The following is a 21,763-nucleotide window of genomic DNA, read 5'->3' as shown; positions in this document are numbered from 1 at the left end:
CATGCCGACGCCGGAATCCCTGCTGACGAGCTTTCCGCTGCTGGCCGGCCTTGCCGAGAACGGCCGCCCCGCATGGCGCCGCGGCAACGCCAGCGTGCGCGAAGTGATGCTCAACATCCTGCTGACGCGGCCGGGCGAGCGCCTGATGCGCCCGGACTTCGGCGCCGGCATCCGCAACTTCATCCACTACCCCAACAACGAAACCACCCGTGCGCTGATCGCGGACGCCGCCCGGCGCGCGCTGGCACGCTGGGAGCCGCGCGTGAGCATCGACGAAGTGCGCGTCGTGGCCGACCGCGAGCGCCTTTCCCACGTGAATCTGGAAGTGCGCTACCGGCTGCTCGCCGACGACCGCCGCGAAGTCATCTCGCTCGCGCTGGCACTGGGCGCATGAAGATCACGACCGGATGACAGGGAGCCGAACACATGCCGCTTCCCACACATTTTCCCGTCCCTAACCTGGACGACCGCCGCTTCGACGAACTGGTCGCCGAACTGCAGGCCCGCCTCGCCCGCCACGTGCCGGAAATGGCCCCGCTCGCGCCGGGCGACCCGGTCTACGCCCTGGTCGACCTCTTCGCCTGGCTCACCGAGACCATCATCTACCGCGCCAACCAGATTCCGGACCGCCAGCGCCGCGCCTTCCTGAACCTGCTGCAGATTCCGCTCCGCCCCGCCCGCCCGGCCAGCGGCATCGTCTGCATCGACGCCACTAGCCGCGCACTGCCGCCGCTGCTCGCCGCCGAATCACTGCTGAAGGCCGGCACGACGAGCTTTTCCACCGTCGGCGAAGTCCAGCCGACGCCGCTCGCGCTGCACGTCCTGGTCAAGCGCACGCTCGACGACGCAGCCCTCGCCGCCGAGGGCATCAGCCTCGAACAGCTGCGCACGCAGTACGGCGTCGAGCCCGCCGCCTTCCGTCCCGTGACCCTGCTGCCGGGGCGCGACGTCCTGAGCACCGCCGGCACGCGCGACGGCGCCTTCCATCTCGCGATCGTGCTCGCCAGGCCGGCCTTCATCGCCCAGGCCGATCTGCTGCGGCGCGATCTCGCCGGCATCGTGCTCAACATCGGCCTCGCGCCGCTGGCGGAACTGGAAGGCCAACTCGCCACCGGCCTGCGGCCGCGCAAGCTGGACTGGGAGCTCGCCTGGTGGCCCGACCCCGACGATGCCCCCGGCACGGTGCAGTACCTGCCGCTCGAACTCGTGGCCGACAGCTCGGCGGGCGGACGCCGCACCGGCGTCGCACGCCTGCGCCTGCCGCGCAATGCCGCGCTGCTGCGCGCCGCCGCCGCACAGGACCCGCAATTCGCCGGCTTCGGCGACACACCGCCGGAAGCGCCCGCCGAGCTGCGCCCCGGCCAGTTGCTGTTCTGGCTGCGCGTCTCCTGCACCGAAGAAGCCGTTCTCGAACTCGGCTACATCGGCCTCAACGCGGTCGACGTCATCGGCCAGGGCATTGCCCGCGACATCGTGCTCGGCGCCGGGAACGGCCGCCCGGACCAGGCCTTCGCCCTGCCGCATGCGGACGTTGACCCGGACAGTGTCCAGGTCGATGTCGAGCACCTGCGCGCCTTCCAGCCCTGGACACGGGTGGCGCATTTCGCCGGCAGCGGACCGGACGACCCGGTTTTCACCGTCGATGCGGCCAGCGGCGGCGTGCGCTTCGGCGACGGCATCCGTGGCCGGCGCCCGCCCGCCAACGCACGCATCCGCGCGGCCTTCTATCGCCACGGCGGCGGCAGCGGCGGCAACCTGCCGCCCGACAGCATCAAGGAAATCCACGGCGGCAGCACCCGCCTCGCGCTGCGCCACGAATGGCCGACACGCGGCGGCGTCGATGCCGAGACCCTGGACGAGGCCGAACGCCGCATTCCCGCCTTTCTCAGCCATCGCGACCGCGCCGTTACCGCCGAGGACTACGGCGTGCTCGCGCGCGACAACCCGATCAACCAGGTGGCACGCGCCGAAGCGGTCGCCGGCTTCTTCCCCGGCACCAGCCTGAAGGCGGTGCGCCGCAAGCTGCCCGGCGTCGTCAGCGTGTTCGTGCTGCCGCCCGCGCCTCAGGCGCTGGCCGCCGCGCCGCGGCCGACGGTGGGTCTGCTGACCGATGTGTACGACTACCTGTCGGCACGCTGCATGCTCGGCACCGAACTGTACGTGCTGTCGCCGCAATTCGTGCCGGTCGCCGTCGCGGTATCGCTCGAAGTCGTCGATCCGGCCACCGAGCAGCAGGTACACGCCGAAGTTGAACGGACATTGCTGCGCTACCTGTGGGCATTGCCGCCGGGCGGACCGCGCGGCGCCGGCTGGCCGCGCGGCAAGGCGGTCGAGATCAACGAGTTGCGCACGCAGGCAGGACGGGTCGACGGCATCGAAGCGGTCAACGCCCTGCGCCTGTTCTACCAGGACACGCAGCAGGAAGCCCCCGTCTGGCTTGAGCTCGCCGCCGCGCAGGCACTGCCGCTGCTGGACTTCCAGCTTCCCGAACTGATGGCCGTCGCGATCAGCGCCGGCGAGGACCGCCCCGCGCCGCCACGGGGCTTCGGCCCCGGTCCGGCACAGCCGGGTGGCGGCACACGCACGGCGCTGGTGCCGGTGCCGATCGTTCCCGACCTCTGCTGAGCACACCGTGATGAACAGCAATGCCACCCGCTTCCTGCTCCTCGATGGCGCCGCGGATTTCCGCAACGCCAGCCGTCAATGCAGCTGGGACGCCGGGCAGCGCGCATTCACGCTGACGCGCCAGGACGATGCCAGGATTCCGCATTTGCCGCCGGCCCGTGCGCGCGAACTCCACGCCGCGGCGACGCCATGGATGATCGACGACCACGGCCAGCTCGGGCGCCTGTCGGACGACGGACACCGCTTCGAATACGCGCTCACTTGGCCGCCGACAGCATGGCGAACAGTGCTTGCCGCGCTCGACGATGCCGAAACCGGCGCGCCCGATCTCGCCTCCCTGGTGCTGGACCCGGTGGACGCACCGCATGGCCGCTTCACCGATCTCGCCTTCGGCGGCAGCGGCCTCGCCGCACTGCCGTGGAGCGACGGTGGCAATGCGCACGGCCTCACCGTCGTGCATCTGCGCCAGCGCTGGCAGACGCACTGCACACTGGCCTTCGCGCCACGCCATGCCTGCGTCGAATCAAGCACTGGCGCCGACCGTATCTGGCTGCTCGGCGAAACGCGGCTGGCACTTGCCGGCGGCGCCCCGTTGCCGCGGCCCTATGCCGGCCGCCCGGAACGTTTCGAGCCGCTTCAGGCCAACCCCGACCCGCTGCGCCTGCTGTGGGAAGCTGAACTGCCACCGCACCGCGGCCTGCTGGGCCTCGCTGCCGACGGCGAACGTCTCTACATCCTCGCCGAGCGCCCCGACAGCGCAGACACCGCAGCACGGATGCAGATCTTCAGCCGCCCGCTGGCCGCCGGGCCCGATGCCGCCTTCCGCATCCACCCGTTGCCGACGGAACTACCGCTCGCCACCGACATCGAGGCACTGGGCGAAAACCGTGTTCTGCTGTTGCTGCCGTTCGAAGAAGGCGAACGGCGCGGCCGGCAGCGCGACTGCCCGCTTTTCGTGCTGCCGGACGAAGAGGATGGCGAAGGAAACGGAACGGCCGCCCGCGCCGAAGCCGTCGCCGAACGCTGGCCTCGCCGTTCGGAAGCCGCGCTGCCGGCCGCGGTCCGCTTCGTTCGCCATCGCGATGGCCTGCCGCGCACGCTGAGCGCGGATGGCCCGCTCCGCCTCTACCGGCTCGCCCAGGCCCGCTTCGCGCCGTCCGGCACGGTGACGCTCAGCGAGACCTTCGATTCGGCGATGCCGGACACGCTGTGGGACCGGCTCTACCTCGACGCCTGCATCCCGCCCGGCTGCCGCATCGACATCGCCGTGCAGGCGGGCGACGACCGCAGCCGCCTGCCCGAGGAATGGATCGCGCAGCCGCAAGGCGTACGGAATCCGCAGCCATCCGAGCTGGCCTTCGCAGCAGGCCGAGCGCCGCCCGACGATCCCCACGCCGGCCTGTACGAAGTGCTGATCCAGCGCGGCAGCGGCGCGGTGCGCGAAGTGCGTGGCCGCTACCTGCGCCTGCGCCTCACGCTGCACGGCGACGGCCGCCACAGCCCGGCGATCTTCGCCTTGCGCATCCACTACCCGCGCTTCTCGTGGCAGACGAACTACCTGCCGGACCACTTCCAGCAACAGGAACGTCCGCAGCCGCAAGAGGGCACGGATACCGTGCCGGCCAACGGCGCCGACCTGCGCGAACGCCTGCTGGCGAGTTTCGAAGGCATGCTGACGCCGCTCGAGGACCGCATCGCCGCCAGCGAAATCCTCGTCGATCCGACGGCGACACCGGCCGAACGCCTGCCCTGGCTGGCCGGCTTCCTCGGCACGGCGCTGCCCGGCCACTGGCCCGAAGCGCGACGCCGCCGCTGGCTCGCCTCGCAGGGCGCGCTGCAGCAGGCGCACGGCAGCTACCGCGGGTTGCTGCTGGCGCTCGACATCCTGACCGACGGCGCGGTCGCGCGCGGTGCGGTGATCCCGGTCGAGCATTTCCGCCTGCGCCACACGATGGCGACCATCCTCGGCATCGACATGGACGACCGCGGCCATCCGCTGACGCTCGGCACCGGCCTGTCGGGCAACAGCATCGTCGGCGACAGCCTGATCCTGTCGGACGACGCGGCGCGCGAATTCCTCGCCCTGTTCGCACCGGAAGTGGCCGAGCGCCAGGGCGAGGCGGCCGTGGTCGAGCGCTTCTTCGACGAAGCCTCGCGGCGCCTGACAGTGATCCTGCACGGTCCGGCGCGCAGCCTGCAGACCGTGGTGCGCGACGCCCTGCCGGCGCTGGTGCCGGCGACCGTGCAGTGGGCGATCCGCAGCAGCGAGCACCCCTTCGTACTCGGCCTGTCGCCGCTGCTCGGCATCGACACCTGGCTGGAAACGAGGCCGCCGGCCGGCCGCGTCGTGCTCGACCGCACGCGCCTGGGCCGCGGCGATCTGCTGCACAACCCGGTGGCGCTCGACCCCGAGCATGCCACGACCGTCGGCGCGAGCGCCGGTGAAGGACCGTAAGGGACCGAAAAAGGAGAAGGGCATGAACAAGCCCGACGACAACTGCGATGCCAGCCTCGCCAGCGACGGCCGCTTCGAAGAGGCGCTGAAGCGGGTGAGCCACCAGCCCGGCATGCTGCTCGGGCTGGAAGCGACACGTGCCGAACAGGACTACCACCGCCGCCGCGCGACGCGCCACGGCTACTGGCTGCACGGCGCCGGCACCGTGGCCGGCCTGCGCGTGAGCATGCGCGCGGAAGACCCCGGCAACGACACCGACAACGTGCGCGTGCGCCTGGTCGTCAGCCCCGGCATCGGCGTCGATGGCCTGGGCCGCGAAGTCAGCGCCGCCGAGCCCTACTGCGTCGATCTCGGCGCCTGGCTCACCGCCCAGTTCGAGGACGAGGCGGCCTGGGGCGTGCTGATCCGCGACGGCTATGCCGAGCCCGACAACCTGCTGTGGCTCAAGGTCACGATGCGCTACCAGGATTGCGCCAGCGGCCTGCAGCCGGTGCTGGCGACCGAGATCAACGCCGGCACCGACCCGGTGCAGCCCAGCCGGGTCGCGGACTGCGTGCTGTTCGAACTGGCCGCCGAACGCCCGCAGGACGTCGCCGACGACGAACACCTCTTCGCCGCCCATGCCCGCATCCGGCCCTTCGGCGAGATCGAGGACAGACTCGGCGAGCGCGAGCGCAGCCACATCGAAGCCAGCAGCGGTGCCGCGCGCGGGCAACTGGAACTCGGCGCCCGCCTGCTGCATTCACTCGGCGACGACAACCAGGCGCTGCTCGCCCGCCAGGCTTTCCTGACCGATCCGGCGCTGCTCGCCCGCACCCTGCTCGCACGCATCGCGATCCGCCTCACGCCGCCGGCCCCCGAGCCCGGCCTCGTCGTCAACCCGCGCCGCATCGAGGTCGACAACCTCGTGCGCCCCTTCCTCTTCAACGCCGCCGCCCTCGCCCGGCTGATCCGCAGCTAAGGAACCGCCATGGCCAACATACGCTTCACTCCACTGCGTGCCGGCACGACGAACGCGGCCGGCGAACGCATCTCCAGCATCGACCCGCTGCTGTCGCGCACCAACTACTTCGACGGCCAGTTGCTGAAGGCCTCGGACCTGAACCGCGACCAGATCTACCTCGACGAGCGCCTGCTCGAACTCGGCCAGGTCTTCGGCGCCGGCATCGTGCGCGGGCTGGAGCCCAGCCTGCGCTCCGGCCACGTCGTCGAAGTCACCCCCGGCATCGCGATCGCGCCGTCCGGCCGCGTGCTGCAGCTCAACGGCGGACCGCTGACGATCGACCTGCTCGACAGCGGGCTGATCGCGACGCTCAACGACGGCCGCTTCCGCAGCTACGCCCGCGGCCTGTACGCGCTGGCGCTGACGCATGCGGAGACCATCGACGGCGTCGCCGAAGCCTATCCGAAGGACCTCGCCGCGGCGCGCACGCCGCACGTCTCGGCCTGGGCCGAGGGCGTGGAACTGCGCCTGATGCCGCTGCCCCTGCCCTTGCCACAGCAGGACGAAATCGCCGTGCGCGCGAACCTCGCGCGCGAGCTGCTGGGCAGCGGCGAACGCCTTGCCCTGCCATCCGACGACGCCGTGGCGCTGGGCCTGCTCGCCGTCGAGCGTGGCCGCATCCTGTGGCTGGACCGCGGCCTGCTGCGCCGGCCGCAGCGCGCGTTGAACACCCCCAACGCTGTCCAGCAGGATCTCGCCGCACACTACCAGGAACTGCTGCAGGCGGTATTCGCGGCGCGGCGCAGCAGCGGACTGCGCGGCGCCTTCGCAGCCAGCCAGTATTTCCGCGTGCTGCCGCCCTGGGGTTCGCTGCCGCAGGATTCGATCGACCCGGTCGACGGCCGCCAGCAGTTCTTCCCCAAGGATTTCGAGGTCAGCATCGCGCCGGTGCGCCGCAGCGAACTGGCCGCGGTGCTGGCCGATTCCGCCCATCTCGCCCCCATCGACCTCGAACGCGACGCCGACTGCGACGTGATGGTGCTGGCGCCGATGAGCGACGCGGCCTTCGCACTGCGCGCCCGCCAGCTCGAAGCACCGGCCGAGGTCGTGCCGCGCGCGCTCGGCCGCCTTGCGCGCCTGGACCGCCTCGCGCTGCGCGTGCTGCCGCAGCCGCCCATCCACCGCATCGACGCCGACGCCGACGTCTGGCGCGCGATCTGGGCCGAGGCGAATCCGGACGAAATCCTCTACGTGCGCCGCCCGCCGCGCACCGCCGAAACTGCCGTCAGCGCCGTCGTGCTGGCACTCGGCACCACGCTGCCGCCGCCCTCTGCGACGCTGCCCCCAGATGCCGCCCGGCTCGAAGACCAACTGGACGCCGCGCTCGAGGCCTCAGACACGGCCGAGGAAGCGCGCGCTGCGCTGGCAGCCGAAGCCGCACGCCTGAAGATCCGCATCGCCGAACTGGAGAAGGCCGTCGCCCTCGGCGGCGACCAGCGCCTGGCCGACGCGCTGGCCGAGATCGAGCGCCTGGCGCTGGCACTGGAGGCCGCGCGGAAGGAGATCGAGGCGCTGAAGTCGGACCAGCGCAACGCCGCCGTGCTCGCCAACGCCCTCGAAGCCACCAGCGCACAGATCGACAAGCTGAAAGCCGATCTCGACGCCGCGCGTGCCGAGATCGAGCGCCTGAAGACCACTGCATCGCCGATCGACGAAACCGTGAAGCGGCGCATCGACGAGCTTTCCAGGATGCTCGACGACGAACGCGCCCGATCCACCGGGCTGGACAAGGAAGGCTCCACGCTTGCCGCCCAGTTGAAGGCCGCGAAACTGCAGATCGCCCAGCTCGAAGCCGAGCTGAAGGAGGCCAGGATCAGGCTGGAAACCGCCGGCGGCACCGATACCGACCTGCAGGCCGCGCGTGAGGAAATCGACAAGCTGAAGGCGGAAATCGGCGACATCCGCAAGGCACGCGACAACGCCGACGCCGAGCTCGCCGATGCCCGCAGCCGGCTCGAGGCCAGTCTGGAGCGCGAGACCAGGGGCAACAGCAGCCTGGCAGAGCTGCGGGCTGCACTCGACAAGGCGGAAAGCGAGGCAAGAACCCAGGACGCACAGCGCACGGCGCTGGAGGAGCGGGTGAAGAAGGCGGACGCGGAAATCGCAAAGCTGAAGCAGGATGGCGCACGCGCACCCGACCTCGAAGCCGCTCTGTCACTCGAAAGCCTCGCCCGCGCGCGCGGCGCCAACGAAGCCGGCATCAAGGCCGCCGGCGCTGCCGACGCGCTGATCGGCGCCGCTGCCGAAGCACGCATCGCCGCGGCGCAGATCGCCGGCCTGGCCGACCGCCGCCTGGATCCTGCGCTGTGGCCGAGCATGCAGGCGATCGCCAGGGCCGATGCCGCGCTCCTGGAGAAACTCCGCGACCATCTGTTCGAGCTCGGCAGCGCGGTCGATCTGCCCAAGTTCTTCGTCAGCGAAGGCAAGAACTACGGACTGGCCGCGGCCCAGATCAGGCTGTGGGAGTCGCTCGCCGGCTGACGGCAAGGAGAACATCATGGCCCTCGTATCGCCCCACTCTTCGCGCCGCTCCTTGCTCACCTCGTCATCCTTGCTGCCGCCCGGCCTGCTCGCCGCACTGGCTGTGCGTCCGGCGCTGACGCTGCTGCCGCGCGTGCCGCCGTCCATCCGCCTGCACGAACCGGAACGGCGCGCCGGCGATCCGCGCCGGTTGAACCTCTTTGCCGGCCGCGCGCTCGGCGAGCGCGAGTTCGAACGCCTGCAGGCCTATGTCGACGACCGCATCGCACCGCTGCTGGCGAGCCTCGCGCCCGGCATCGTCGAAGGCCTCGCCACGGCCTTTTCCGGCAGCGGCGCAGACACCCGCGTGCGCGTGCAGCCGGGCCTGGCGGTCGGCGCCGCGGGGCAGTTGATCCGCCTGTTCCACCCGCTGGACCAAGCCTGGGCCGACCTCGCCGCGCAGGCCGAACGCGACCAGGACAGCCCGCTGCGCGATGGCCTCTTTCTGCTGACGATACGCAGCGCGGTCGAGCCGATCGACGACAGGGCCGAACAGGAGCCGTGCACCCGCAGCGAAGCCGATCCGCTTGCCGAGCGGCGCATCGATACCGTCAGCCTGCTGGGCCTGCAGCGCATCTCAGGCAGCCCGCGGCTGATGGCGATGCCGCAGGCGCGCGCGGCCAACCGCATCGGCGTGCGCCTGCTGCGCGAAGCGCCGTTCCGCAGCGACAGCGGCGCGGTGCCGCTGGGGTTGGTCAAGATCGTCCACCGGCTGCCGGTGTGGTTCGATCCGCTCGCCGGCCGGCTGCTGGCCGAACCGGACGCTGCCGCCCACACCCTGCTCGCGCACACGGTCGCGGCCCTCGAAGCCTGGCAGCGCGAACATGCCGCGCCGCTGCCGGACGCGCCGACGCAGACCCTCGCCGAACTGCTCGGCCTCGACTACCTGCCGGCCGCCGGGCCACTGCCCGCCGCGCTGCTGCGCGATCCGGCGGCCAGGGCGCCGTCGCTGGCCTTCCTGCCGGCCGACCTGCAAGTCGAACTGGCACCGGTGCCCGCCAGCACGATCGAGGACGTCGTCGCCGACGAACTGCCGCGCGGCAGCGTCGACCTGATCCACGGCCTGGGCGAACGCATCCGCCTGCTGCTGGCGATTCCCGACCTCGACTACCGCCGCGACCTGTTCGACCTGCCGCCGCGCGACACGCGCCTGGAAGACGAGCTGTTCCGCCGCGCGCAGACGGCCGCCAGCGCATACGAGGCATGGAAGCAGCAGTGGTACGTGCTGTTCCACGGTCTTTCCGCCGCGCAGCTGAAGGCCTTGCGCGCGCCGCGGCTGATCGCCTCGCCGCCGCCCGATCCGGCGCAGTATCGCAACAAGCTCGTCAGCGACCGCGCCGGCAGCCTGCCGCCCGAAGCGCTGCCTGAACCCTATGCCAGCCACCGCGCCAAACCGCATCCCGCGCCGGACGGCTACGGCGGCGTCGCCCCCGCCGCGCCCGACGGCGACGGCCTGTTGTTCCAGCGCGAAAAGCTGCGCGACGACATCCGCCATCTGGAGAGCGCGCTGGACCAGAGCTTCCGCCTGCTCGAAGAGGTCAATGACTTCCTCGGCCTGCAGCGCCAGCAGTTCGATGCGCTGACGGTGTCCTTCAGCGCGCTCGCGGGCGGCGTGGCCGGTGACGGCCTGGGCGCGCAACTGGTGCGCTGGACGACGGCAGCCCAGTTCACCCCTGTGGCCAGGACGGAGAATCCGAAATGAGCGAACTCTTCAACAGTTTCGCCAGCGGAACGGTGAACTTCAACGAACCGAAGCTTGCGGCGGCACAGCAGACGGGCGCCTTCACCACCAACACCCTGCTCTCCGGCATCCTGCAGCAGGAAAGCATGCTCTCGGCCGGCCCCCTCGCCGCGCTCGGCACGCTGCCGCTGCAATTCGCCCAGCCCAAGGAGCCGCTCACCGAACCCGTTTTCAACAAGGCCCCCTCCACCGGCAAGGGCGTGCTGTCGCACGTCAACCTGATCAGGGACAGCTTCTTCAATGTGCAGCGCGACCTGCTCGACCTGCGCAACAAAGCCGACACACGCCGGAACGAGGCAAGGTCGCTGATCGACCGCATCTGCGACTTCCTCGACGACCATCTGCAACCGGCCGAACTGCGCCGCCTCGGCGTCATCACCGACGACAAGGAAGCGCCCGCCTTCCGTCTGCGCATCGCCCCGGACCTCCACTCTGCCGCGGGCCTGCTGCTGCGCCCCCGGCTCGACCGCCCCCTCGCCAAGCCGGGGGAGACCGGGCCCGACGGCACCCCGCACAACGACGAATCGGCGCTGTTCTCGGCCGGCAAGACCATCGCCGACGACATCGGCAAGATCGAGGCGCTGCGCGGCGCACTGGTCGCACTGCGCCGCCGCCACCAGGAAACCGCCGACGACCTGCGCGCCCGCCTCGCGGCGCTGGAGGCCGACATCCCGGGCGAAATCCGCCAGCTCGACGTGCGCGAACGCGAACGCGCCGAAACGCTCGACGACTACGCCGTCGCGCAGCGCCTGCTGGCCGAGCACTGGCGCGAGATCGAAGCCGCCCATGCCGAGCGCCGCCGCGTCATCGAAAGCCATCTCGGCCTGTTCTACGTCAAGGTGCGCGAAACTCCGCTCGGCCGCACGCTGCCCGATCCGCTGGAGCTGCGCCCGTCGAGCCCGGACGACCTCGTGCCCGGCTGCGCCGGACGCGAGACCGCGCTGCCGGCTGCACTCCTGCCCTTCATGGAGGCGGTCTACGCCATCCCGGCCGGCGACTGGGCAAACCTGCGCCCGCTCGGCCACCTGCTGCCGGGACGGGCAGTCCTCGCCGGCCTCGTCGACGCGTGCCGGCAGAAGATCACGCTGCAGCTGAACCGCTCGGCGGCGGCCGCCTTCGCCACGCCGGTGCTCGCCGGACTGGCGCAGCAGAACGACGCGCTGATGCGCGAAGTCGCGATGCGCCCCTTCGACGCCGCCGCGCTGACGGAGCTGCAGCGCCAGGGCAGCGCGATCCTCGCGCTCGACGACCTGCTCGCGATTCCGTCGCCGCTGCTGCGCGAGCCGGCGCGGGCGCTGCACCAGCGCCTCGACGCCGCCGCCGGCTGCCTGCTCGCCCGCCTGCGCGCCATTTCGCCGTCCATCCGCCTCGACTGGGCCACGGCCGCCGAGGCCAACCGCCTGGCGGTGGACAGCCCGGAACGCTGGCCCGGTCTCGCCAGCGCCGAGGAGCGCGACTTCAACGGCATACGCACGCTGGTCGAACTGGTCGCCTGGTGGTTCCGCCAGCTCGACACCGACGCCTCCGCCGCAGCGCGCAGCGCGATGCGCAACCTCGTGCGTGCCTGCCTGCTGCTCGCCGCCAGCGACGACCCGCAGCAGCTCGTCCAGGGCAGCATCAAGACCCTCCCCGGCCGCTTCCGCCTCGGCGACGCGCTGCGCCTGACGCTGAACCGCGAGGCCGCGCCGGGTACGCTGCTGCAGCTTTTCGACGACAGCCAGCGCGTCATCGCCACGCTGCGCGTCGATGACCACGATGAGCAGGGCACACTTGCGTCCGTCGCCAGCATTCTCGATCCGCGCCTAGAACGGGAGCCGGCCGCGATCCTGAGCACGGCGCTGCGCATCAGCGGAGTCAACCGGGGCTGAAGGCATGAACGCCCCCGATCTCCGCCTCGGCCGCGTCGTGGTGCGCGGCACTGCCGGCGCCGCCACCCGCGCCCGCGCGGAACTTCCGGCCGCGCTGGCGCGCAGCCGCTGGCCGGCGGCCGGCGACGATGCGATCCTGGTCGTACGCCGCGTCGCCGTCAGCGGCACGCTGCCGGAACTGCCGGCGCGTGCGGCCGCCGCGGCCACGCAGATCGCCCGCCGCGCCGCCGACCCGTGGAGCCCTGGCGCCGACGGCGCCGACGCAGTGCGCTTTCGCGACGCGCTCGACTACCGCGCCTGCCTCATCCGCGACCTGCTCGCCGGCACTGCCGCGCGGCGCTGGCTGTGGCGCCACCGCGCGGCGCTGCCGGCGCTTCGCCTGGCCGATGCGCTTGCCGCCCTGCTCACGGAGGATGCGCTGGCGCTGCCCGCGCTGCTCGATCACCCCGGCCTGCGCGCAGCGCTGCCTGCGTTGTGGCACACACTCGATGCGCCGGCCGCCCGCGTGCTGCTGCATGCCATCGGCACCGCGACCGGCTGGAGCGCTGCGATCGCCGCTGCGCTCGATGCGCCGCCGGGCGGGCGCCGGGCATCACGGCAGAGCGGGCCGGATCGAGACGCATCCGGCCATCCACAGCCTGAATCGAGCACACCACATTCCTCGACGACGAACCCGGCTGCCGATGTGGCCGTCCGCACGCCGCCACCTCCATCACCCGTCTCTCCTACCGTCGCCGGCCTCACGGGCGCGCCCGACGGCACGCACCAAGCCCGGGCGCCTCGCTGGCACGCGATGCCTGGCGCCGAGCAGGCCACCGCCGGCCTGCCTCGGAACGATCCTCGCACCGTGCTGCAGGCCGTGCTCGAGCTGTGGGCCAGCGCACCGGCCACGCTGGGCGCTGCGAACGCGGGCGAGCGCCTGCGCGATGCCGCGCACACGCTGGCTAGCGCCACGCCTGTGGCGCCGGCCGCGCCAGCGCCCCACACGGCTCCGGCCGCTGCTCTGCCTGCCTCGACGGCAGCAAGCCCGGCCGAACCTGGGCCTCCGGACGGAGCGGAGGCTGCACCATCCAGTGTCTCCGCCCCTGTGCCGCCTCCATTTTCCTCCAGCGCGGCACCGACCATGCCGCTTCCGCCCGCCGTGGAACATGACTTCCTGAGCCGCAGCGGCGGCCTTTTCTTCCTGCTCAACGTGCTGAACCTGCCCGCCTTGCGCGCATGGCGGGCAGCGCTCGCCGAGCCTCGCGCCGGCTGGCGCGAACTGGTGCGACTCGCCTCGCGCATCGAGATCCCGATCGACCCGCCGCTGGCGGCCTTCCTCGCGGACGCCTGCGGCCTCGACCCGGCAAGCGACCCGCTTGCCGCGCTGGCGGCCCTCGGGCCTGGCCATGGCGCCGTTGACGCCGCGGCCCGCCGCTTCCACGGCGACGCCGCACTGGCGGCGCTGCGTGTCGAGCGCCCGGCCAGGGTGCGCGCCACCGCCAGCCGCGTCGACCTGCACCTGCGCCTTGCCGACGTCAGCCTCGATATCCGCCGCGCTGGCCTGGACATCGACCCGGGCTGGCTGCCCTGGCTCGGCTGTGTCGTGCGCTTCCATTACGACCGCGGAGGCTTCACGCCATGAACGCGCCCGCACTGCACGATGCCCAGGCCGAAGCGCCACCCGATGGCACCCGCCTGTCGCGCGCCTTCGTCCATGCCGGGATCATCGAATTCGCCCGGCTCAGCCTCGGCGCCCCTTCGGCGGTGTTCGACGCGCTGGCCGCCGAGCAGGCCGGCGAAGACCTCTCCGCCCTGCTCGGCACCCCGCGCGAGGACTGGCGCGCCGCCTGCCTCGCGCTCGCGCACATCGCGCCCGAGTTGCGCGGCCCGCTCGGCCGCCTGCTGGCCGACATGAAGCTGCAGTTGCACGAATGGTTCGCGCTGGCGCTGTGCGGCGAGAACGAATCGAGCTACCTGCTGAACCTCGCGCTGGCGGAACTGCAGTCGCCCGGCGCGCTGCGGCCGGGCCTGCACCTGATCGCCGCCGCCGGCGAAGCTCTGTTCGGAGCGGCGCTGGCGCCGCTCGCCCTGCCCAACCACCGCCTGGTGCGCGCCGGCGTGCTCGACATCGTCGGCGACGGCCCGCTGCCGACGCGCACGCTGGCGACCGTGCCCGAACTGTGGGCGCTGCTGTGCGGCGACGTCAGCGCCTGGCGCGACACCGCGCCCCTGGCGCCGAGCGAGGCGGTATTGCCGCAGCGTTTCTGCGAGCGCCTGCCCTCGCTCGCCGACATGCTGCGCAGTGGCCTCACCCGCCATGTGGTGTTCCGCGGCGCCCGCGGCGCCGGCCTCGCCGCCGCCGCGCGGCTGGCCGCCGAGGTGGGCCGCCCGCCGCTGCAACTGGAAGCCGCGGCCTGGAGCAGCCGGCCCGCGCTGGCGGCAGCCTGCCGCTATGCCGGCTGGCTGCCCGTGCTGACGCTCGAACTCGGCCCCGGCGAACGCCACCTGCTGCCTCCCCACCCTGCGCTTGCCGTGCCGATGCTGATCGTCACCGGACGCGACGGCGCAGTCGAAGGCGAGGCGCTGGTCGAGGTCGACCTGCCGCCGCTCTCCGCGCAGGAGCGCCGTACTGCCTGGCGCGCTGCGCTCACCGCCGAGGACAGGCAAGCCGACGATGCCGCGCCGGATGGCGGAGCGCCCCCGGATGCACGACTGGAGCAATTCGTGGACCAGTTCGCCGGCCACGCGCTGTTCGACGGCCCGACCGTACGCAGCCTGGCCGAGCGCATCCGCCTCGATGCCAGGGTGCGCGGCGAGACGCCGTCGCTCGCCCACCTGCGCCGCGCCCGCAGCGGCTTCGGCAGCGAGCGCCTGCGCCAGCTTGCCCAGCCGGTTGCGCGCGAAGTGGGGCCGGACGAACTGGTGCTGCCCGACGAACTGCTCGAACGCTTCGACGCCCTGGTCGCACGCTGCCGCCAGCGCGAGGCCCTCGCCGACGGACTGGGAACGAGCCTGTCGGAGCCGATGCCGGGCGTGCGCGCGCTGTTCTGCGGCGAAAGCGGCGCCGGCAAGACCCTGGCCGCGAGCCGGCTGGCGAGCGTGCTCGGCGCACCGCTGTTCCGCGTCGACCTGTCGGCGGTGATGAACAAGTACATCGGCGAATCGGAAAAGAACCTGGGCCGCCTGCTCGACGAGGCCGCCGCGCTGGACGTGATCCTGCTGATCGACGAGGCCGATGCGCTGTTCGGCCGCCGCGGCGAAGGCAAGGAGACCGGCGAGCGCTATGCCAACATGCTGACCAACTTCCTGCTCACCCGCATCGAGCAGCACCCCGGCATCGTCATCCTGACCAGCAACAACCGCGGCCGCATCGACGCCGCCTTCACCCGCCGCTTCGACGCCATCATCGAGTTCCCGCCGCCGGGCGCGGCCGAACGCCTGCGCATCTGGCACGCCCATCTCGGCCGCCGCGCCCCCGATGCCGCGCTGTGCCGGCAGCTCGCGAGCTACTGCACGCTGCCCGGCGGCTACATCCGCAATGCGGTGCTGCAGGCCGCGGCGCTCGACCCGGCCGACGGCGGCGATCCGGCGCCGATCGCCGCCGAACGCCTCGTCGCCGCGCTGATCGAGGAATACCGCAAGATCGGCCGCAGTCCGCCGCCGCAACTGCTGCATGCGAGGGGGACATCATGAGCCGCCTGACGCCAGGCCTGCGCCGCAAGCCGGCACCCGCGCCCAATGGCAAGGTGCAGAGCGCCGCGGCTGGATCGCAGGCAGCCGGGAAGAACACACCGGCTGCGGGGTCGCCCGGCGACAGCGCCATGAAGCCGCAGGACAGGCAGGCCGAGAACGATCTCTCCGGCGAAACGGCGAAGACAGCGCCGGACACGCCGGGCTATCTGCAGGCCAAGCTGGCGGTGAGCCATCCGCAGGATGCCGAGGAAAAGGAGGCGGACAAGGTCGCCGGCGAAGTCCGCCGCGCGCTGCGCTCGCCGACGGGCGGCACGCAGGCCTGCCCGGCATGCAGCGGCGCGGCGCCGCGCGGCAGCCTGGAGCCCGCGATCACGCCGCCGAAGAAGGATGTGCTGTCGCCGAAGCTCTTCCGCGCGAAGGCCGATGGAGAGAAGAACGAGACGGCAGCAGCGGACACCGGCAAAGCCGCCGACACCGGGCACGGCGGCGGCGCCGATGCGCTCGCCGGCAACACCGCGCCGGCCGGCACCGAGCAGCGCATCGCCGCGCGCCGCAGCCAGGGCGCCGCGCTGGACCCGGATTTGCGCGCCAGGCTGGAAACCCAGCTCGGCCGCGACCTGTCGGCGGTCCGCATCCACACCGACGCCGAAGCCGAGGCGATGTGCGAGGAGATGCACGCCCGCGCCTTCACCGTCGGCAACGACATCTACTTCTCGACCGGCAGCTACGCGCCCGAAAGCGATGCGGGGCTGGAACTGCTGGCCCACGAACTCGCCCACGTCGGTCAGCAGGCCGAGGCCGGCGGCCCGCGGAGCGCCGCACCCAAGCTGCAGCGCGACTGGTGGGACGACCTGTTCGGCGGCAGCGGAGCACCGGCCGATCCGATGGCGGCGTGCAGGAATGAGCTCGAAGAGGCCGAGGACTGGGCCAGGGCCGGCCCTTATCCGGCCGCGCCACAAGCCATCATCGGCGCCGGCGGCCGCGGCGGTTTCGATGCGCAATACACGGCGGATCCGGCCGAAGGCAACGGAATGCTCGACATCACGCAGGGCGTCGCAATCGAGTTCAAGGACACGCTGGTCGTCAGCGGCGGCACCATCGTGCCGCATCCCGACCTGCCAGCCACCCCGGCCATTGCCGCGCTGGCCGCCCGTCTGAACGCGACTCCCATTCCCCAACGCAATGCCGCGCTCGCCTCCTACCAATGGACGCCGGCGGAACGCACGCCGTGGATCGATGAACTGAAGACCTTGATCGAAACGAGTTGGGGCGGCCGCCACAGCTTCTTCCTGAACAAGCCGCGCTGGAACTGGCTGGGTGTCAACGTGCGGATCACGCTCGACATCGGCGCCCGGGCGAAAGCAGCCGGCGATCACATGCTGACCGAGACGTACAAGATGCCGACCGGCGAGAGCCTGCGCAGCTACGACATCTCGCACAAGGTCAACCGCGGCGATGACGACGACGCACACGACCAGACGATGCGGCTCGCCAGCACCACGACCGGCCCGAAAGAAGTCGACCTGCTGCGGGAGTCCGTTCACTTCGGCCACGATTCGGACGTACTCACACCCCCGGCAAGGGCCACGCTCGATGCTTTCATCAGGCTGTTCAACGGCGCAACCGGCAATGCCGCACACCAGGAAGTGCGGGTCGAGATCGTCGGCCATGCCAGCGCTTCGGGCAGCGAGTCGTACAACATGGCCTTGTCGCAGCGTCGGGCACAAGCCGTGCGCAACTATCTTGCCAGCAACGGATTTGCGAATATGGCCTCGCGCGTGACCCTCGGCCCGCGCGGCGAAACCGAAGCCGATCAAGCCCGGCCCCAGCTTGAAAGCGACCGCCGCGTAGATCTGATCGTCGACGGCGGCGAACGCATGATCACCGCCGCGCATGAATGGGGCCACGCCTTTGGTCTCGACGACGAGTACGTCGTCGACGGTACGGACGTCGGCGACCCGGTCGCCCACGACGAAATGGTCAAGGCGATGACCGATGCGAGCGGCAACGCCTTGCCCGGGGCGATCCGGGAACACAACGGCGGCATCATGTCCTTCGGCAACGAAGTCAGGCCGCATCACTACGCCACCTTCCACAACGCGCTGACCACCATCACCGCACAGTCGCCCTGGTCGCTGGGCCTGCGCAAGCCGAAATGGCAGGTGGCGATGGAATGCGGCGCGCCGTCGCCGCCGGGCGACTGGCCGACACCGGCGCCGCGCGCACCGGACGGCGCCCCCCATGGGCAGCCGGACAGCAGCGATGGAAACGCCGTCGCCTAGATTCGCACGGCGGCCGAGCGAGCGGCCGGCGCAAGCGCCGCTTGCCGCCTCCCGCAGCGGCATGACACGGCCGGCGGCGTCGACGCCGCCCCCCGCTTCCGTCGCCGCAGCGCCGCCTGCCCTGCCCGCCTATGCCTCGCCTCCCGCACGCATCAGCCAACCCGGCGAGGCCATCGAGCGCGAAGCCGAACAGCATGCCGACGCCGTCGCGCCCGCCAGCACACCCGATCCGACACCGTCGTCGGCGCCCGCTCCAGGGGCTCCGGCAGCCGCCGCCGACGACAGTGCAAACCCAGCCGCATCGGCCCACGCATATGCCAGATCCGCGGCCGGCACTGCGGCGACCGGCACATCCGCAACCGGCATGTCCTCCCCACCACAGCCCGCTGCGGCTCTGCCCGCCTATGCTGCAAGCCGTGTCGAAGCTCGCCGCGGCCGCGGCGAGCCGCTGCCGAAGGACGCGCGTGCGCCACTCGAGGCCTATTTCGGCCGCGACTTCGCCGACGTTCGTATCCACACCGATACCGAGGCAGCGCGCCTGACGGCCGCACTGGGCGCACGCGCGTTCACATCGGGACGGGACATCCTTGTCGCACCCGACGCCTACACGCCGGACTCGACCGACGGCCGCCACCTCCTCGCCCACGAACTCGCCCACGTCGTGCAGCAGGATGGACAGGCGGCAGCCGTGCTGGCGCGTGCGATCGCACCCGAGATGCCCACCCGCTACCACGAAAGCGCTCGGACCACTGCCGCACTCGAGGCACTGGAGCGGCTAGAGATTCCGGCGGTGAAGTCGCGCCACCTGCCGCTGTACAGCGGCCTTGCCTCGGCCGGCAACCTCAAGCGCGTGCATGGCTATGGCCGGGACGGCGCCGACCAGCGCTCCGTCTGGAACAGTCAGGCGCAAGTCGGCGCCGATGCGATCCGCGCACGCCTCGGCGAACGCAACATCCCGGTGCCTGCCGATGCCGGCGGTCGCATCCGGCTCAAGCTGCATCGCGGCGCACGGCCGGGGACGAAACGCCTGTCCGAGCTGCAGACCCTGCTGCGCATCCCCGGCTGGGATCGCAACGGCAGGAAGATCGCGCAGTTCCAGGTCGACCACGTCGTCGAACTGCAGGTCTCCGGGCAGATGGGCTCCGGCGTCGGCAACAGCATCCAGAACATGGAGCTTCTGGACCAGCCGTCGAACTCGAGTTCCGGCGGCACGATACGCAGTGGTATCTACCGCAAGGTCGATGCCTTCCTCGACACTTTCGAGCCCAGGCCTGACCGCGCCAGCTTCCTGCGCCGGCACGATCTCGTGTTCGCCAGCGTCGCCGCCACAGGCGCCGGCTCGGCTGCGGGCGCTTCGGCCTGGTGGACAAAGACCGAGATCGAAGGCGCCGATCCGCTGAGCACCGCGAGCCCACCGAATCCGGCCGAGGACGGCGACGCGCAGGGCTCGGCCGAGGAATTCGTCCTGACTTCCGGCCCCGGCGGCATCACCGTCGGCCGTTTCCGCCACAGCCCCGGCGCCGCACCGGTGGTCGGCCGCAGCCAGGCACGCGCCTTGGCCGGCCTGGAGATCACCGCGATCAGCCTGACCGACAACACGGGCAACCCGGAAGGGCCGATCGGCTCGATGTCGGCGAAATGGGATCTGCCTCCCGACTGGCAGCCCAAGACTCCCATGGTCACGGTTTCGCTGAACGGTGACGGCGAGTATTGCGGCTACCCTTCCGCCCTGCCCACACTCGAGCTCGAATACAGCAAGCTCAGTCCGGTCCTGTTCGAAAACGTATCGACCGAAGACGGCGAGCTCTCCGCCGAAGGCACGCTGACCCCGTCGATTCCCATCCTCGACGCGCCGATCACCGTGCGCCTGCGCGGACGCGACCTGACGTTTTCGCTCGATTACGGCCCCGATCAGGTCAGCCTGCCGATTCCGCGCACCACCATCGACGACGCCTACGTCAGCATCTTCTATTCGACCATGCGCGGCCTGGGCGTCGGCGGCCAGATTCTTTTCTCGATCGAAGGCGCGGGCAGCGGCGAGCTTGCCGCGTCGTCATCCACGACCGGCGGCCTCGTGTTCGAAGGCGGCTTCACCTTCGAGCCCTCGCTGTTCGATCGCGCCCGGGTGCGGGCCTGGTGGCGCAACGGCCAGTTCGGTGCCGACGGCACCATAGGCATCGACACGCCGGACAAGATCCGCGGCATCGAGAGCGCGACCGCGACCGTCAGCGTCGAGGAAGGCCGCTGGGCCTTCGCCGGCAGCGCGGCGCTTTCGGTGCCCGGCGTCGATGAAGCCTCGATCGCGATCACGCAGGGCGAGAACGGCCTGAACATCGCCGGCGACGTCCGGCTCGCGGCCAACCCGGCGATCCGCTCCGGCTCGATCCACGTCGAGTGCGAACAGTCCGAGGGCGGATGGAAAGTCTCGGCCAGCGGCACGGCGCAGCCGGCCATTCCCGGTGTCGATTCCGAGCTCTCCGTCAGCTACGCCGACGGCGCCTTCGACGCCAGCTTCAGCGGCGCCTTCAGCCGCGGCATGCTGTCGGGCCGGATCACCGCCGGCGCGACCAACCGCAGCATCGGTGAGGACGGCCAGCCCAGCGGCGATGCGGCGCCCGGCGCGCCCATCATCGTCTACGGCAGCGGTTCGGCGACGGTGCGCATCGCGCCATGGCTGCAGGGGACGGCCGGCCTGCGGCTCGATCCGAACGGCGAGGTCACCGTGTCGGGCGAAATCGGACTGCCGGGCCAGCTCGAAATCTTCTCGAAGCTCGAATACGACAAGCGCCTGTTCGGCCTGGCGACGCAGATCCCCATCGTCCCCGGCGTCGTCGCCGAAGTGGGCGGCAACCTGAGCGCCAACGCCAGCGTCGGCCCGGGTGCGTTCGATCAGCTACGGATCGGCATCGAGTACAACCCCTCGCACGAGGAGAACACCCACGTCACCGGCGACGCCCATCTCAACGTGCCGGCCCAGGCCGGCCTGCGCCTGGGCGCCCGCGCCGGTATCGGTCTCGGCATCACCGGCGCGAGCGCCACCGGTGGCCTGGAGATCGGCGGCATGCTGGGCATCTCGGGTGCCGCCGAGGCAAGCGTGCATATCGACTGGATGCCCTCGCAGGGCCTGGAGATCGATGCCGAGGCGGCCCTTCACGCCCAGCCCAGCTTCCGCTTCGACGTATCCGGCTATGTCGCCGTCACCGCGCTCGGCGCCAGCCTGTACGACGAGCGCTTCGAGCTCGCTGCCCTCGAACTCGGTTCCGGCCTCGAATTCGGCGTGCGCTTCCCGGTCAGGTATCGTGAAGGCGAGCCTTTCGATCTTTCGCTCGATGATCTCGAATTCGACATACCCGATGTCGATCCCGTCGCACTGGTCGACCAACTCAGCGCGCAACTCTTCTGAAGCGTGCTGCGCCTCGCCACGCATGCGGCTCACCCTGCGGGATGCAACGCATGTTCAGAACGGAACAATGCAAGCAGACTTTTCCGCGGGATATCCCCGGTGGCCCGCGGGCAGGCATTCGTGGTAGTACATGGGCAAGGCCGGTGAACGAAGGTTCTCGGCGCCTGGCTCCATCCATAAACCATGTTGAG

11 protein-coding genes are annotated in these 21,763 nt (G+C 71.3%); all 11 read left to right on the top strand.

Annotated elements, in window-relative coordinates:
- Position 1 precedes the first annotated feature (1 nt).
- The 11 genes from QM748_RS04745 to QM748_RS04695 are packed head-to-tail and all read left to right on the top strand — an operon-like array spanning position 2 to position 21,572.
- The gene (locus QM748_RS04745; protein ID WP_415245898.1) at positions 2–394 is read left to right on the top strand and encodes a GPW/gp25 family protein; all 393 of its coding nucleotides are present in this window, start codon (positions 2–4) and stop codon (positions 392–394) included.
- 32 nt (positions 395–426) lie between these two features.
- Positions 427–2,625 carry a putative baseplate assembly protein gene (locus QM748_RS04740; protein ID WP_415245897.1) on the top strand — a complete coding sequence of 733 codons (2,199 nt, stop codon included), beginning with the start codon at positions 427–429 and terminating at the stop codon, positions 2,623–2,625.
- A gap of 10 nt (positions 2,626–2,635) precedes the next feature.
- Positions 2,636–5,080 (top strand): phage tail protein, encoded by a 2,445-nt coding sequence (locus tag QM748_RS04735; protein ID WP_415245896.1) that lies wholly within the window; start codon positions 2,636–2,638, stop codon positions 5,078–5,080.
- Positions 5,081–5,102: 22 nt separating this feature from the next.
- A complete protein-coding gene (locus QM748_RS04730) occupies positions 5,103–6,041 on the top strand; it encodes a hypothetical protein (protein ID WP_415245895.1) in 939 nt (312 codons plus the stop codon).
- Between the two features lie 9 nt (positions 6,042–6,050).
- Entirely contained in the window at positions 6,051–8,564 is a 2,514-nt protein-coding gene (locus QM748_RS04725) for a methyltransferase type 11 (protein ID WP_415245894.1), read from the top strand.
- A 16-nt stretch (positions 8,565–8,580) separates the two neighbouring features.
- Positions 8,581–10,305 (top strand): hypothetical protein, encoded by a 1,725-nt coding sequence (locus QM748_RS04720; RefSeq protein WP_415245893.1) that lies wholly within the window; start codon positions 8,581–8,583, stop codon positions 10,303–10,305.
- Positions 10,302–12,212, top strand: a complete 1,911-nt coding sequence (locus QM748_RS04715) for a hypothetical protein (protein ID WP_415245892.1) — start codon at positions 10,302–10,304, stop codon at positions 12,210–12,212. The genes QM748_RS04720 and QM748_RS04715 overlap by 4 nt, the downstream gene beginning before the upstream one ends.
- 4 nt (positions 12,213–12,216) lie before the next feature.
- Entirely contained in the window at positions 12,217–13,836 is a 1,620-nt protein-coding gene (locus tag QM748_RS04710; RefSeq protein WP_415245891.1) for a hypothetical protein, read from the top strand.
- Entirely contained in the window at positions 13,833–15,887 is a 2,055-nt protein-coding gene (locus QM748_RS04705) for an ATP-binding protein (protein ID WP_415245890.1), read from the top strand. Before QM748_RS04710 ends, QM748_RS04705 begins: the two co-directional genes overlap by 4 nt.
- Positions 15,884–18,169: a DUF4157 domain-containing protein gene (locus tag QM748_RS04700; RefSeq protein WP_415245889.1), complete on the top strand. Its 2,286-nt coding sequence runs from the start codon at positions 15,884–15,886 to the stop codon at positions 18,167–18,169. Before QM748_RS04705 ends, QM748_RS04700 begins: the two co-directional genes overlap by 4 nt.
- The gene (locus QM748_RS04695) at positions 18,150–21,572 is read left to right on the top strand and encodes a DUF4157 domain-containing protein (protein ID WP_415245888.1); all 3,423 of its coding nucleotides are present in this window, start codon (positions 18,150–18,152) and stop codon (positions 21,570–21,572) included. Before QM748_RS04700 ends, QM748_RS04695 begins: the two co-directional genes overlap by 20 nt.
- Positions 21,573–21,763 lie beyond the last annotated feature (191 nt).

The organism is Thauera sp. (assembly GCF_047601425.1).
Lineage (GTDB): Bacteria > Pseudomonadota > Gammaproteobacteria > Burkholderiales > Rhodocyclaceae > Thauera.
Note: the sequence above shows the minus strand (reverse complement) of the source record. Positions and strands in the feature narration are given on the sequence as shown.